The sequence below is a fragment of the Leifsonia sp. NPDC058292 genome (assembly GCF_042880955.1).
Taxonomy (GTDB): Bacteria; Actinomycetota; Actinomycetes; order Actinomycetales; family Microbacteriaceae; genus Leifsonia.
Genome location: NZ_JBHVYL010000001.1, coordinates 228355 through 242649 on the forward strand (window position 1 = coordinate 228355; position 14295 = coordinate 242649).

Below are 14295 nucleotides of genomic sequence, written 5' to 3' on the forward strand. Positions count from 1 at the left end.
GGCAGAAATCGTCTCGATCAGAAGGTTGCGTAGCCGGGACGGCCAGCGGGTCGATAGGTCTGAATCATGACTCCCTTCGAATCGGAACGCGAGTCGACCAGGTTCATCGCGATATCTCGACCGGAGTCCGCGAACAGTCGGGCACCCTGTCCGAGGACGACGGGAATGGTGATGAGTTCCATTTCATCGACGAGATCCTTTTCCAGCAACCACTGGATGAGATGACTGCTTCCGTGTACCTGGAGTTCGCCATCTCCACTGGCCTTCATTTCCGTTACGGCCGCGAAGAGGTCGTCTCCGAGGACTGCGGTGCTTGCCCATTCCGGCTCCGTAAGCGTTCTGGAGGCCACGTATTTCGGCTTCGAATTCAGCGCTACTCCAATCGGGTGCTGTTTCAGATCCTCGATAGTGCCCCAGAATTCAAGGAGTATGTCGTACGTCCGGCGGCCGAAGAGAAACGCGTCGGCACGCTGGAAGGTCGCGGCAATGTGGTCGCGCGTCGTGTCGTCACCCGCTCCCCGCCCCCACCCACCGCGTTCGAATCCATTCTTGCGATCGTCATCCGTTGGGCCGCCGTTACCTTGGGTCACTCCGTCAAGAGTGAGCTGCGTGATGGTCGTGAGTTTCATTTCCTGGTTCTCCTCGCTTCGGCACCCACGCATTGGACGCCTTCACCCATACAACGAACGACTTCGCTTGGATCCGACACCAGCCCCCAAAAGACTTCACTCAGACAAGCCGCCGCTTCGTGGACGCGATGTCCTAGTCGACCCTCTCCCGTCACTGGAAGGTGACTCGGCTCGTGTCATACCGAAGCCGCGTCAGTCGGCCTGGCCAGTGATCGCTGGAAGATGGGAGCGAGCTCATCCATCGTGACGCCGAGCCAGACACTCAATTCGTCTGGCAACGTGTCATGGGTCCACATCAGCCGAGCGCAGCCGTCATCTGCTGGGAAGACCTGCATCGAAGTGCTGTCGTGCACGACCTCTTCCGCGGCCCAACTCCAAACCATCCGCCGACGAGCGTCGTCCCGGGCGACGAAGCGTTCCGACGCCTGCGTACCGTCGGCGAAAGTCAACCTCCGGGTGTCGGGCGCGGTGAGTCGACAGTCGGTGAACACGCTCCCCGCCATGCGCATCGGTCCGCCCACGAAATCGCTCACCACCTCCCATACCGCCTCCGGCGTGGCATCGATGGCGATCTCTCGGGTGATGGTGGCCATCGCTGCTCCTAAATAGACCGATCTGTCCATTATCGGACTTGATCAAAATAGACCTTTCTGTCTAGTAAAGTCAATGCCATGCCAACCCATCCCACCAGCGCCCCTCGTCAGAGTCGCGTGCGACGGAGATTGCTGGATGCGGCTGTTTCGCTCTTCTACTCCGAAGGGATCCGGTCTGTCGGGGTCGATCGGATCATCGCGACGGCGGACGTCGCCAAGGGCAGCTTCTACAAGCATTTCCCGACGAAAGATGATCTGGTGCGCGCCTACGTCGAGGAGCAGGATCGCCGAGGCAGGGCTGCGGCGGACGGCTTCGTCGGGCGATCGCCTCGGGCGAAGCTCTTGGCGATCATCGACTCCTACGCCGTCGCGGCGCATCAGCCTGGCTACCGCGGGTGCCCGTTCATCAACGCTGCGGCCGAATACCCGGATCCTGAGAGCCCGATTCGCGCGGCAGTCGCCGAGCATCGGCGCTGGCTACGGGAGCTGTTTCGTGAACTTCTGACCGCTGACGGTCACCCCCGGCCGGGTCCCGCGGGCGACATGCTGATTCTCATTGCCGACGGCGTCCTCGTCGGTGGCGAACTCGACAACCTTGCAGGGCTGCGCATCCGAGCGCGCGACGCGGCGATTGGCGCGCTAGCATACTCCGCCAAAGCCTGACGTCACTCATGAGGTTGGTCGCTGATCACCTCCTCGCGGCTTAGTGGTGCCATGATGTGTTCGTTTACCCGGTCGAGGGCGCGATCGAGCTCAGTGAGGCGCTGCTCCCCGAGGGGCGTGATTGTGATCACGTTCCGTCGCTTGTCTGCTGGATCGGAGGTGCGGCAAACCCACCCACCGCCCGCGAGGTCATTGAGGACCGAAACAAGGTCGCTCTTGTAGATTCTGGTGCGCTGCGAAAGAGCGGCTTGGCTGGCGGGACCAAACTCAGGAAGCGCAGCGAGAACCACGAAGTGGTCCTTGCGAGCATTGAAAATATGGAGCTCGTCGGCTGCGACGCGCCGCATCAACACGGAGCTCATGCCGACGAGTCGGGAGAGTTGGTGCCTCAGCCGCTCAGGCGTGTCGTCGCCGCGGTCGAATCGCAGTTCTTCGTCGGCATCCATGAATTCAACTATTCATTTCACCGACATCCGAACGGGTGAACTCGGCGCCCCGGCTCTCGTGTTTTTACACGGAAACCCGTCGTCGTCATACTTCTGGCGCAATGTGTTGCCTGCCGTGGGCTCCGGCCGCCTTCTCGCACCTGACCTGATCGGTATGGGCAATTCCGGCAAGCCCGACATCGCCTACACATTCGCCGACCACGCCCGCTACCTCGACGGTTGGTTCGATGCCGTACTCGGGGATGAACCGGCCGTCCTCGTTGGACATGACTGGGGTGGCGCCCTGGCAATCGACCGAGCCGCCAGGTTCCCAACCAGGGTGAGAGGGACAGCCTTGTTCGAGGCGGTCCTTCGTTCGCCCCGTCCTGAGCACCTCTCCCCTCAGGCTCGCGCCCGACGCGAACTCGTCCTCTCCGCAAAGGCAGAAGCGGTGTACCTGGACCAGGACACCGCTATCCGGCAGGCTTACAGCGCTGGCGTGCTGTCCCCGCTGAGCGAGCGAGACCTCGCCAGATACGTAGCGCCATATCCATCCCGCGAAAGCCGCCGACCCCTACTCGCCTGGGCACGCCAACTCGCCGCGCCGCCCACCGAGTTGATCAGGCGACTCGAGCAAGCGGGATCGTGGTTGGAATCATCCGCGGGGGTACCGAAGCTTCTGCTCACATTCGAGAACTCGGCCACCCTGTTGATCGACGAGCGAGCAATCGCCTGGGCCAGCGAACGCATAGCCGCAATCGAGATCGAAAAGCTTGGACCGGCCGGACATCACGCAGCCGAGGATCTCCCCGGCGAGATCGGGCACTCCGTCGCAGAGTGGATGGACCGGAACGCACTGCGCTAAACGGCCGCACGTTCTGTCTCACTAAATCGAGTGTCTTTCAGGTCAATTCCACGGGAAGGCCCCTCAGCGGTACGGGCGTCGTCACAACAATGGCCGTCGTCGTGTTTCCGAAAAGGAGGAAGCGGTCGAGAACCGTCTGAATATCCTCGATAGTCGGTGCATGAAGCTTCACGAGGAAGCAATCGTCGCCGGTGATCCGATGGCACTCCGTCACCGTCGGCTCGCCTTGCGCGAGCGCGGCGATTTTCGGGAGCTGTCCCACCCCAGGCCGGATTCTGGCGTACGCAGTGATCGGGTAGCCCAGAGCAGCGGGGTTGATCATGACGCGAAAGCCGGCAATCACGTTGTCTCGTTGCATCCGTTGCACCCGTTCGGTGGTAGCCGGCGCTGACATACCCACCTGCTTGGCGAGGCTCGACATGCTGATGCGAGGATCGGCTTCGAGGCCCTTCAGTATGCGGATGTCCGTTTCGTCGAGCGCCTTTGACGTCGGGGCGAAGGTATTCGGATCGGATCGGCGTGTTTCTTTAGGCAAGACGGCACCTCCACCTTCAACATACTCTTCTCATGCGTGCGTTCGCGCCCAATACTGAGTGCATGCGGCAGCGAGGTACGGGTGCGGTGACTTCGGGGCCGCGAGGCTCAGGCGGAATCCTGAACCGGCTCCCTCCAGCGTCGTATTTCATGATCAGCGCGGTGTTCCACTACCTGGGCCCGTCGTTCGCGGTGTTGCTCTTCGCGCACATCGAGCCGCTGGGAGTTGCTTGGCTCCGGATATTCTCGGCAGCCATCGTGCTGACTATCTGGCGTCGGCCCTGGCGTCTGTTACGAAACGCTCGAGCGTCGCAGTGGCGCTTGTATCTAGGAATGGGTGCCGTACTCGCGGTGATGAACTCTCTGTTCTATCTCGCGGTCGCGCGGCTTCCGCTCTCGACCGTCGGTGCGATCGAATTCTTGGGCACAGTGGTGCTCGCCGCGGTTGGAACAAAGTCTCTCCGCAACTGGGCGGCGCTCGGGCTGGCAATCGCTGGAGTCGTCTTACTGACGGAGATACGAATAGTCGACAGCCCGCTGGGCGTCGTATTTGCGTTTGCCAACTGTGCCGCCTTCGTGGCGTACGTTCTGCTCGGTCACCGGATCGCCAACCCGCCGAGGCCGTCGGCGGACGCCACCGACGCCACCGCGACGCCGACCGCCGCGGGCATCGACGTATTAGCAGTGTCAATGCTCATCGGAGCCGTGATGGTTGCACCGCTCGCGGGTTTCGCCACACCCGCGTTCGTCCATCCCGCGTGGCTGATGTGGGCGGTCGGCGTCGGAGTGTGCTCATCCGTCATCCCCTACGTCACGGACCAGCTAGCGATGGCACGCCTCCCCCGCGCAACGTTCGCCTTGATGCTGGCACTCTTACCGGCAGTGGCAACGCTCGTCGGCCTCCTTGTACTCAGACAGATTCCTTCAGCGCTCGACATCATCGGAATCGCGCTGGTCACAGCCGGTGTGATCCTGCATCGCGACATGAAGCCCGCTGACGCACGGACGAAAGAACAAGAGCTCAAGACATCGGAGGAGCAGTGGACTACGTCCGACTAGGTCGTTCAGGCCTGAAAGTATCGAGAATCTGCCTCGGAATGATGAGCTACGGCGATCGAAGCCGACGAAACTGGCACCTCAACGCCGAAGAAGCCGAACCCATCATCCGGCGCGCGGCCGATGCCGGAGTGAACTTCTTCGACACGGCCGACATGTACGACAGGGGCGCCAGCGAGCAGATCACAGGGCGACTTCTGGCTAAGACGTTCAGCCAACGGGACGACTACATCGTCGCCACGAAAGTCTTTTACCCGATGGGTCCGGGCCCCAATGAGGGCGGCCTCTCTCGCAAACACGTCATGGCGGCCATAGACAGCTCCTTGCGCAGGCTGGGCACGGACTACATCGACCTCTATCAAGTCCATCGGTGGGACCCATTCACCCCCATCGAGGAAACGATGGATGTTTTGAACGACTTGGTCCGTTCAGGAAAGGTGCGTTACCTCGGGGCGTCGACCATGCACGCTTGGCAGTTCGCCAAAGCACAAACCGCGGCACGCACAACGGGCACAACCCAGTTCGTATCCATGCAGAATCACTACAACCTGGTCTACAGAGAAGAAGAACGCGAGATGATCCCCCTCTGCGCAGACCAAGGCATTGGAGTTCTCCCCTACAGCCCCCTCGCCAGAGGACTACTCACAGGCTCTCGCACACGCGGCGAATCCGCGCAGACCGTGCGCTCCGGGAACGATCCGCAAGCCGACAGCGACTACCTGGACGACGACTTCACCATCGTTGACATCACACTCGACATCGCCGCGGAACGCGGCGTGACGCCGGCACAGATCGCATTGGCGTGGCTCCTCCAGAATCCTGTCGTCTCGGCACCAGTGGTCGGCGCGACCAAAATCAAGCACCTGGAAGACGCGCTCTCCTCGCTCGAGCTGACACTGATCGCCGAAGAAATTGTGCGCCTCGAATCGCAATATCGACCCCACAAGACCCTAGAAGACGAGTGAAGGAGAGCGGTCGTGTGGGGCGACACCACGCTGTTCATCAGCACGGCGGAGACGGGCCACCGATCTTGTTGCTGCATGGTCATCCCCGCACCTCGTCGACCTGGAATCCAGCCGCCTTACACGCTGCGGAGGGCGTGGGATTCGAACTCTATCCTGAGTCCTGCTGGGTCAGGGGAAGAACCCATAAACGCCGGAACATCAACGATCGGGGAGCGCGTTCGACCACCGTGAACCCCACTCGGCCTCAGACAGTTGTGCGCAAATTGTGCGCAAACCGAACGGGTTAGATCACCGGACACGGGCAGTGGACGCGTAGAGGACTGAGTACGGCCGATGAGGCCGCGGTTTCAAAGTCGTGAAGCGAGGGCGGCACCCTGATGGCGACTCGCTGTGCCTTTGAACATCGGCTACGCAGATTACCGGCCTGGCGCGCCCGCCCAAAACCTTGAAGGGTGAGCCTGGCGGATTCTCAGCTTGTAGAACAGGCCCGACGAGCGACGCTCGGTGGGGCCTGCTCATCGGGCAACTCCGTTGCCTTTCGGCTAGGTGATGGTACGCACCGTTCCTCTCTGAGCAAGAGCTTTCGCGGCCTATCCTCACTCGCTACGCTCCCTCCGGTATTCCACGCTCTCTTGCTCATTCACCCCCGGCGCTGTTTCGGCGAAAGCGCCGAAAGGCAAATGGGTTGAGATCAGAAGGAGCGCGTCATGAGCACACACGTCACCTTGTACGTGGAGTCCGGATCCGCAACAAGCGACAAAACCAGAGCAGCAATGGACAGTGCCGGCATCGCCTACGAGCTGGTGCTAGTAACGGCCGACGACTACCCCCTGCAGGCGGTCGGAACGTCCTACGCAACAGCACCGGTCACGGTCGTCGACGGAACCAGCTGGGACGGGTACCGACCCGACCTCATCGCACGACTCGCCACCGAACAGGCGCTCGAGGCATACGAGGTGCCGGTCGACCCGATGATCGAGCTCCAGTGCGAAAGCTGCCAGTGATGAGCGCCGCATACCTCCGCCGGCACCGCGTCACCGTGCCCGCACAGCTGCACTCCTACACACCCGAGGAGACCGCGGCCGCCGCCGGGCTGACACTCGACGAGCTGCGCCGGATGCGCGAGAACGGTCAAGGACCGGCCTACGTCACGATCGGCAAGCGAACCGTCCGCTACATCCGCAGCGACGCAGATGAGTGGAAAGCGGCTCACCGTTCCAAAATGTCCATCCACTCATAGACCGGCGGTTCCCCAGCCCGCGTCAGCGAGCACGAACCGTTCATAAGCGGTTCGTGCATCGTGGTAAAGCGGGCGGTCAAAGTTCTTCGGAAGCCGACCCGCGATCTCCGAGAGCCGATACTGCTCCCTCGAGCCCTCGGGGAAACACAACAGAACATCCCGCCACCGCGCCAGCCCGCCGGTCGCCTCAATGTCTTCATACCTGCTCCCCAACGGGGCCCCGAGCTGCGCGGTATAGCTCAGCGGTGAGTTGGGAGGAGAGGTAGTCGAGTTGAGTGCCGACAAATGATCCCGGTTCGGGTCGCCCTGGGATTGGGTGTGCCGCTCTGGCGTTTACGGCTTGGTGTCGGGACGAGGGCGTGGGGAGAGCCGGGCGGCGAATTGGTCGCGCAGCTCGGTCAGATCGGTCACGAACTGCTCTGAGAGCGCGGTGAAGTGGTCCGGCTCCCCGCGGCGCTCGGTTGTCCGAGCGGTGACATAGCCGAGGGTCTTCAGGTCGACCAGGGCGCGGGTTACCGCATCCGGGGAGCTGGCGGTTGCGGCAACGATGTCTTGACGAGTGGCACCGGCGTGGTCAAACAGGTAAATCAGGACGGCACGCCGTGCTGGCCCTTCCAGCACATACAAGACGGCATCCGCCGGCCCGATGGGCGCCCCAGACATCGGGTGGAGCGTGGGCCTGGCTGCGGGAGGCATACCGGTCAGGGTAGCCCGAGCCTCGCCCAGCTGGCTGGGACTTACGGCATGCCGCGCAAGACGACGGCGCGGGTCCGCATCGCGTGCCTCGGCTTTCTCCCGCCGACCACCAGGAGCGTTTGGACGGCAGGCGTCGAGTACCCCATTACGGGGGCCATTTTGGGAGTTGAGGTTTCTTCTAGTAGACGAGCGGGTCCATACTCAGCGGTGGCTGAGGATCACATCTTGAACGGTCCGCTGGCCCGTCTTTTTGGTAGCACCGGTAGCCGTATCAGCGGCGTGGTGCGGTATGCCCGATTGCCAGAGCTGACTTGCGTCATCGCGACAATCCCGCGCCTTGGTTTCGCAGTCTCGCTTGCGTAGTTTTCTGGGGACACATCCAATGAAGGATCAACTCGCGTCCACCCGTTCCCACCGCCTGCGTGTCGGTGTCCCGATCGCGACCGTCGCCGCACTCGTGCTGGCCCTAGTCACCGTCTCGCCGGCACAGGCGGCGCTCCCATCCGGGCCGTCAACAACAGGGTCGACCGGGGCACGGCCGAACGCCACCCGGCTGAACTTCGCGGTGACCGATCGGGTGCACGCGTCGGTGGATGTGGGGACCGGGAATCTGCTGGTATCCACCGATGGGATTGATCTGCCCGGCATCAGCGGGTCGGTGCCGATCGGGGCGACCTACAACTCGATGAACTCCTCCACCGGGTCCACCTCCACCATTTACGCCAACAGTTGGTCGTACGGGTTCGGTGGGGCCGGGTCGCTGAGCTCCGGCTTGAGCGGCGGGGTGGTCTATACCGCCGGTGATGGCGGCACCTGGTTGTTCACCCCGGTCTCCGGGTCCACGACCGCGTTCACCGCGCCGGCCGGGTTGAAAGCTGACCTGGTGAAAAACACCAGCACATACACCCTGACCCAGCGCGACACCCGACGGGTGGTCACCTTTGACCTGAACGGCAACGCGCTCTCCGTCGCCGATCGGAATGCTGCGGCGACGACGCTGTGCTACGTGCTGACACCATCATGCAATGCGTCTGGGAGCCCCTACACAACCCCGCCGCTGTCGATCGTCTCCCCGGCCGGCGCTGGAACCGCCCCGACCGCATCGTTGTCTTACTCGACGGGGTACACGACGTTGACGATCACTCAGGCCAACGGCAGCTCGTCCCGGAACGTGCAGTACGTGAAGGACGCAAACTCGAACCTGACTGGGTTCCTCGACGCGACCGGGAAACTCACCACCTTCGGCTACACGTCCTCCAAGCTGACCAAGATCACCTCCCCGACCGGGGCGGTGACCAACTTCAGTTACGACAGCAATGGCAGGATTCAACAGGTCGATCAGCTGAACACCAGTGCCGGATCGCCTGGCACCTCGACCACGCGCCTGGCCTACCCGCTCGGCACCCAGACCCTGGTCGCCGGACCCAACACCTCCACCTCCAGTGGCGTCTCGGCGGTGCCGCACCTGGTCTACACGATCGACGCCACCCAGCGGGTGACGAAAGTGATCGATGAGCAGAACCGGCAACGAGCCAAGACTTACACGCCGAACTTCGACACCCTCACCGCCACCAACGGCACCGGCACCACCGCCGGCACCACCACCGGGGTGTACGGGGCGAACAGCAACCAGTCGCTGACCAAGGTCACCTCACCTGGTGGCGCCGCGGACCAGGCCGCGTACGGGAACGCGTCCCCGGCCACCCAGTACCTGCCCTCGACCACAACCGACGACGCCGGCCGACAGACCACCCTCACCTACGACGGCCCCGGCAACCCGCAGACTGTCGCGCAAGGCATCCCCACCGCCACCGCCACTTTGACGCACAACTCGGATGGGACGGTCGCAACCGCGCTCGGCGCGGGCAACGGCTCCAACACCACCAGCTACGGCTACACCAGCCACCAACTGACCACGATCACCCCAGTCACCGTCCCGGGGACTCCGCTGGGTAATCGCACCATCACGTACGACGACTTCGGCCGGATCAAAACCGCCACCGACGGCAAGAGCACCCCGGTCACCACGACCTACGGGTATGACAAAAACGACCGGCTCACCTCGACCACGTTCTCTGATTCGACGCACTCGACCGTGAACACCTACGACGACGCCGGGAAACTGAAGACGTCGGTTGACGGGTCGGGGACGATCACCAACGGGTATGACCAGTTGGAGCGGCTGACCTCGACAGTGAACACCGCTGGCGGCGGCACGATCACCTACGGCTATGACAAGGCTTCGAACCTGATCAGCACCACCGACGGGTTCGGCACCACCACCAACACGTATGACACCTCCAACGTGCTGCTGAACACCAAATACCCGCACTCCGGGTCGTTCCAGTACCTGTACTACACGACCGACGACCAAGGCCGGCGCACCGACAGCTACCTGCAATCCGACGCGACCAAGGTCTACTGGCTCGGCCACACCCACTACGAATACGACCCCTCCGGCCGCATCACCCGGGTCACCGCGGAAACCGAAGCAGGTGCCCTGCCGGCGAACCGGGCCACCGTGTTCGATACCTCCTACTGCTACAACGCCGGCTCCGCCGCACCCACCTGCTCGACCACAACCACCAGCGACCGGTCGCAGCTGCAATGGTCGAAAGACAACCTCACCGGTGGGCTCACCACCACCTACACCTACGACGGGTCCGGGAGGATCAAGACCGTCACCCAGACCGGGACCGGCGCGAACACCTGGAATTACACCTACGACGCCCGCGGCAACCGCCTCACGGCCGTGGTCACCGGCGCCGCTCCGTCCTCGCAAACGCTGACCTACAACGCGGCCAACCAGATCACCTCCACCGGGTACACGTATGACGGTGCTGGGAACCTCACCGCCGCACCGGGTGCGACGTACACGTATAACGGGGCGCAGCAGATGACGCAGGCTGTCACCGGCACGGTCACCTCCACCTACACGTACGCGGGGACCAGCCAAAACCAGGTGCTCTCCGAGAGCTTCTCGGGCCGCACCTACCAGCTCACCTACGGGCGCACCGATAAGAACGGGCAGCCGGTGATCGAGGGCTACAACGTCAACGGCAACCAGGCCTACCTGTTCTCCGACCCCAAGACCGGGCAGCCAACGATGCTTTCCACCAGCTCGGACCAGGATTGCCTGTACGTGATCGATGGCATCGGCAATCCGGTCGGGCTGCTCACCGATTTCGCCACCAACGCGTTCACGTTCGCCTACGACCCCTACGGCGCAGCGAACCTCACCGCCGGCGGCACAGGCAACGGGGCCGCACAAAACCCGTACCTATTCAAAGCCGGAATCCAAGACCGCGCCACCGGACTCGTCAAGTTCGGGCAACGCTGGTACAACCCCACCACCGGCACCTGGACCCAACAAGACACCCTCGACACCCCCCTCGACCCCGCCAACGCCAACCGCTATGCCTTCGCCGGCAGCGACCCCATCAACGGCAGTGACCCGACCGGTCGGTCTTGCTCGGGTGCGATCGTAGGGGCCAGCGCCTCGGTCTTCGTGGAGGCTCTTGCAGGGGTGGCGGTGATCGCTGGATCTCCATCCCTAGTCTTGGGAGCTGCTGCCGCAGCAGGCTTTGCCGTCGGTGCCGGTTTGACCGTCGCAGCGGTAGGGGACGCAGTGGAAGAGTGCAACTGATGAATGTAAGAAGACGCCGCGTCCTCTTCGCGGTGCTCACCGTCGCTGCATTGCTCGCGCTCCTAGTGTCCGTCGTGTTCATAGAATCAGTGGCACTGCGTATTGGTCTTGCGATCTTGTCAGCACTATTGGCCGTCATCTTTGCTGCCAATTTCGTCATGCTTACTCGTCGCCGGCGGGACGGGCACTGAGCTGACCTTCGGGCGACCGAGAGGCATTGCTCGCCGCCAAAATCTTCGGTGTTCAAGTTCTAAGTAGACGAACGGGTGTCCGTTAGGGGAACCCCTACCGGACGACCACGCTTACGGCCCGACACGCCGAAACGACGCGTCTCGTTAGAACCGGTCCGAACTAGGTTCCGGTGAACGGTGCTCGCACAAGCCTGCCGCCAAGTGCAGGGGCCCGGCGTACCCTGACCACCATGCCGGTCCTGCTCGTCCTCGACGTCGCCCCGTCGTCGGTGTCCTTGCCGGCCGTGACAAGTTTCGGGCGTTGCGGAAGGCGAACGCCGCGCGGACGGGGCGGAAGCGGCGAACCGGGTGACTGGCAAGCATTCGGCGGCTCGCTTGAGGCGGGACACTGTGGGGGTGGTCGACCGAGTTACTTCCGGCGCGGATCAGTCCTGTCTCGGTCCGCGTTGAGGTCCCGGGACAATGAGGGACTTCTTCTGATCAGCGACACGTGCGCCGATCAGCGCACCGGCTGTCACTAGAAGCGGCCCGGCCCCGACGATCATTGCGCCCATGACGGGCGTGGGAAGTTCCAGGGCCACGGTCAGGACGCAGAGCACGACAGCGAGGGCAGCAACAAACGTCGCAAGAGCGCCGAGCGCCTTCACATTCATGAACCCAACCTATTGGCGCAGATGAGACAAGACGACCCACGCGGTTGCTGCGTGTCGTCCTCGCACCCGGCGCCACCAGCTACGAACGGCTCCGACGACCGAGCCACCAGCCTGCAGAGCCCGCGATAAGCAGCAACGCTGCGGTGGCCGTGCCGAGGGCGAAGCCCTGGCGTGTGTCGGCCTCCGGGGGCGCGAACGTGGTGGAGCTCAGTGGCGCGTAGGCGTACCACCCGAAGCTGCTCTCATGGCGCGGGATCGCGAACAGGATCGCGGAAACGACAGCGAGCACCGCTCCCAGCGCGAATAGGCCCGCAGCGATCTTGTGCGCCGGCGTCCTCACCTGTTGGCTCCCTTGGGCAGCTCGACACCGCGGCTACGGCCCGCGCCCTCTGTTGAGGCGAGAGCGCGGCGGACAGTGGCCGATCCCACGCGGAGGGTCTTGGCGATCGTCTCCCACGTCGCCGGCGGTGTCTGTGCCCGCATTTGCCGGGCGACCTCGATGCGCTCCGGCGTCATCACGGTCGGACGGCCGCCGACGCGCCCCTGGGCGCGGGCGTACTCGAGCCCGAGCCGGGTGTTCTCCCGAATGGTGTCAACGCGCAGCTGCGCGAACACGGCGACGATGCCGAACAAGGCCCGGCCCATCGGGCTGGTGGTGTCGATCACCGGCTCGGTCAGGCTCTTGATATCGACACCCTTGTCCTCAAGCTCGTGCAGCGTCTCGATCAGGATCCGCTCAGTGCCCCCGAGACGATCAAGCCGCCGCACCAGCAGCACATCGCCGGGGCGGAGGTAGTCCATGCAGGCGACCCATTGCGGGCGGTCCTTGACCCGGCTGGAGTCGCCGTGGTCGACGAACACTCGCTCGGCGCCGGCCGCTATCAGCTCGGCCTCTTGCGCCTTCGGATTCTGCTCACGCTTCGACACGCGCGCGTATCCCACGACCGTCATCGGCCCCTCCCCACATCGGTGTCGTAGCCCTGCGTCAGTGGTCGCGTCGGCCGGGCTGGTGCCGCTGAGACACCGCGAGTGGGTGCTGCGGGGCCGCTCATGCTGGCGTACATACGCAGCTGCTCTAGCCGTTCCGGCGTAAGCCGACCGCCCGGCGTCGCCGGCTGCGCGATCCGATCGAACATTCTCTGCAGACCGGTGAAGTCATGGCGTTCCATGGCATCCCGGGATGCCTGATCGTTTTCCGCCCCGCTGACTTGGCTCCAGTTGAGGTCGTAGCCGGCACCGGCGGCGATCTGCGTCCAGAAGATCCGTTGGGTGCGCCCGTTGCCCTCGCGGAATGGGTGGAGGTAGTTCACCTGGTCGTAGTGGTGACATAGCCGGTCGACGAACCGGTCACGGTCTAGGCCGCGCAGCTGGTTGTCGCCCGCGAGCTCCGCGAACGCGAACCCCGCCCCAGACTCTAGCCGTGACACCGGCATGAAGAACTCCGCCTCTGCATCCGTGCCCTTGCGGATATCCACCGTGCGCAGCTGACCTGCCCAGTCGTAGACGTCCTGGAACAACTGGCGGTGGATCGCCTGAAGCTGACGGAGATCCCCGGTGACCTTCACCGGGCGGGTGAGCATTTCCGCTCGCCGCCACTCGGTGAGATCCGCCTCAGCGCGATTGAGTAGCGCCTGCTCGGTGATGCCGAGGTTGTTGCGAGGGGTGCCCGTTGCTGGGTCGAGGTACGGGTCGACGAATTCAGGCAAGGCCGTAGCGAGCACGAGTGCGCCGGCCAAGCTCGTCGACGTCGATCTCCCCCGCCACGTAAGCGGCCGCGTCGGCGCGATACTCCGGGGTGGATTCAAGCCCCTCCATCGCAGAGCTGTGCGCAGCGTCAGCCACAACACGCTCGCGGAGCTCGCGCTCTGCAGCGGAGATCGTGCTCGCAGTTTTGACGCTCATCACTCACCCTTTCGACGTCTCCATTCTACCAGACCTGCTCAAAAACCCCCGCAGAATGTTTTGAACAAGAGGAGGTTTCGGCAAGGGTTTTGAGCAGGAAGCGATCCGCGACTTTCCGGGCACGCGAATCTGTACCATCCAGCCTGCTCGGTGGACGACCGGCGAATACGCAGTGCCATACGGATTGCTGGAGGACGCCGCCCTCTACTACTGGTCGGCCACAATCCGCGGAACCTC

Annotated in this window: 17 protein-coding genes; 7 read left to right on the top strand and 10 right to left on the bottom strand. The window is 63.5% G+C overall.

Annotated elements, in window-relative coordinates; translation table 11 throughout:
- Positions 1-17 precede the first annotated feature (17 nt).
- Complete coding sequence (locus ACFVWR_RS01130; protein ID WP_387207213.1) at positions 18-629, bottom strand: dihydrofolate reductase family protein; 612 nt, start codon at positions 627-629, stop codon at positions 18-20.
- Positions 630-805: 176 nt separating this feature from the next.
- Positions 806-1222: an SRPBCC family protein gene (locus ACFVWR_RS01135; protein WP_387207214.1), complete on the bottom strand. Its 417-nt coding sequence runs from the start codon at positions 1220-1222 to the stop codon at positions 806-808.
- Positions 1223-1300: 78 nt separating this feature from the next.
- Here ACFVWR_RS01135 and ACFVWR_RS01140 point away from each other — a divergent pair, with 78 nt between their 5' ends.
- Entirely contained in the window at positions 1301-1885 is a 585-nt protein-coding gene (locus tag ACFVWR_RS01140; RefSeq protein ID WP_387207215.1) for a TetR/AcrR family transcriptional regulator, read from the top strand.
- 2 nt (positions 1886-1887) lie between these two features.
- Here ACFVWR_RS01140 and ACFVWR_RS01145 read toward each other — a convergent pair whose 3' ends face one another.
- A complete protein-coding gene (locus ACFVWR_RS01145; RefSeq protein WP_387207216.1) occupies positions 1888-2331 on the bottom strand; it encodes a MarR family winged helix-turn-helix transcriptional regulator in 444 nt (147 codons plus the stop codon).
- Here ACFVWR_RS01145 and ACFVWR_RS01150 point away from each other — a divergent pair.
- On the top strand, positions 2330-3175 hold the full coding sequence (locus tag ACFVWR_RS01150) for a haloalkane dehalogenase (protein WP_387207217.1): 846 nt from the start codon (positions 2330-2332) through the stop codon (positions 3173-3175). The two genes, ACFVWR_RS01145 and ACFVWR_RS01150, sit on opposite strands and share 2 nt — an antisense overlap.
- Before the next feature lie 37 nt (positions 3176-3212).
- Here the strand turns inward: ACFVWR_RS01150 and ACFVWR_RS01155 are convergent, their stop codons facing one another.
- Positions 3213-3710, bottom strand: coding sequence for an Lrp/AsnC family transcriptional regulator (locus ACFVWR_RS01155; protein ID WP_387207218.1), 498 nt, complete (start codon positions 3708-3710; stop codon positions 3213-3215).
- 149 nt (positions 3711-3859) lie between these two features.
- On the opposite strand from ACFVWR_RS01155, the gene ACFVWR_RS01160 reads away from it, so the two are divergent.
- From ACFVWR_RS01160 to ACFVWR_RS01175, 4 genes are all read left to right on the top strand, one after another.
- Positions 3860-4768 (top strand): DMT family transporter, encoded by a 909-nt coding sequence (locus tag ACFVWR_RS01160; RefSeq protein ID WP_387207219.1) that lies wholly within the window; start codon positions 3860-3862, stop codon positions 4766-4768.
- Positions 4750-5730 carry an aldo/keto reductase gene (locus tag ACFVWR_RS01165; RefSeq protein ID WP_387207220.1) on the top strand — a complete coding sequence of 327 codons (981 nt, stop codon included), beginning with the start codon at positions 4750-4752 and terminating at the stop codon, positions 5728-5730. Before ACFVWR_RS01160 ends, ACFVWR_RS01165 begins: the two co-directional genes overlap by 19 nt.
- Positions 5731-6437: 707 nt before the next feature.
- The gene (locus ACFVWR_RS01170) at positions 6438-6734 is read left to right on the top strand and encodes a glutaredoxin family protein (protein ID WP_387207221.1); all 297 of its coding nucleotides are present in this window, start codon (positions 6438-6440) and stop codon (positions 6732-6734) included.
- Positions 6734-6970 (top strand): helix-turn-helix transcriptional regulator, encoded by a 237-nt coding sequence (locus tag ACFVWR_RS01175; protein WP_387207222.1) that lies wholly within the window; start codon positions 6734-6736, stop codon positions 6968-6970. The genes ACFVWR_RS01170 and ACFVWR_RS01175 overlap by 1 nt, the downstream gene beginning before the upstream one ends.
- Before the next feature lie 333 nt (positions 6971-7303).
- On the opposite strand, the gene ACFVWR_RS01180 is transcribed toward ACFVWR_RS01175, so the two are convergent.
- Complete coding sequence (locus ACFVWR_RS01180; protein ID WP_387207223.1) at positions 7304-7633, bottom strand: MarR family transcriptional regulator; 330 nt, start codon at positions 7631-7633, stop codon at positions 7304-7306.
- A 598-nt stretch (positions 7634-8231) separates the two neighbouring features.
- Here ACFVWR_RS01180 and ACFVWR_RS01185 point away from each other — a divergent pair.
- Positions 8232-11312, top strand: a complete 3081-nt coding sequence (locus tag ACFVWR_RS01185) for an RHS repeat domain-containing protein (RefSeq protein ID WP_387207224.1) — start codon at positions 8232-8234, stop codon at positions 11310-11312.
- 616 nt (positions 11313-11928) lie between these two features.
- Here the strand turns inward: ACFVWR_RS01185 and ACFVWR_RS01190 are convergent.
- From ACFVWR_RS01190 to ACFVWR_RS01210, 5 genes are all read right to left on the bottom strand, one after another.
- Positions 11929-12156: a hypothetical protein gene (locus ACFVWR_RS01190; protein WP_387207225.1), complete on the bottom strand. Its 228-nt coding sequence runs from the start codon at positions 12154-12156 to the stop codon at positions 11929-11931.
- 79 nt (positions 12157-12235) lie between these two features.
- Positions 12236-12496 (bottom strand): hypothetical protein, encoded by a 261-nt coding sequence (locus ACFVWR_RS01195; RefSeq protein WP_387207226.1) that lies wholly within the window; start codon positions 12494-12496, stop codon positions 12236-12238.
- Entirely contained in the window at positions 12493-13107 is a 615-nt protein-coding gene (locus ACFVWR_RS01200) for a recombinase family protein (RefSeq protein WP_387207227.1), read from the bottom strand. The genes ACFVWR_RS01195 and ACFVWR_RS01200 overlap by 4 nt, the downstream gene beginning before the upstream one ends.
- Positions 13104-13862: a Fic/DOC family protein gene (locus tag ACFVWR_RS01205; RefSeq protein WP_387207229.1), complete on the bottom strand. Its 759-nt coding sequence runs from the start codon at positions 13860-13862 to the stop codon at positions 13104-13106. Before ACFVWR_RS01205 ends, ACFVWR_RS01200 begins: the two co-directional genes overlap by 4 nt.
- Positions 13855-14058 carry a hypothetical protein gene (locus tag ACFVWR_RS01210; RefSeq protein WP_387207230.1) on the bottom strand — a complete coding sequence of 68 codons (204 nt, stop codon included), beginning with the start codon at positions 14056-14058 and terminating at the stop codon, positions 13855-13857. The genes ACFVWR_RS01205 and ACFVWR_RS01210 overlap by 8 nt, the downstream gene beginning before the upstream one ends.
- Positions 14059-14295: the final 237 nt, after the last annotated feature.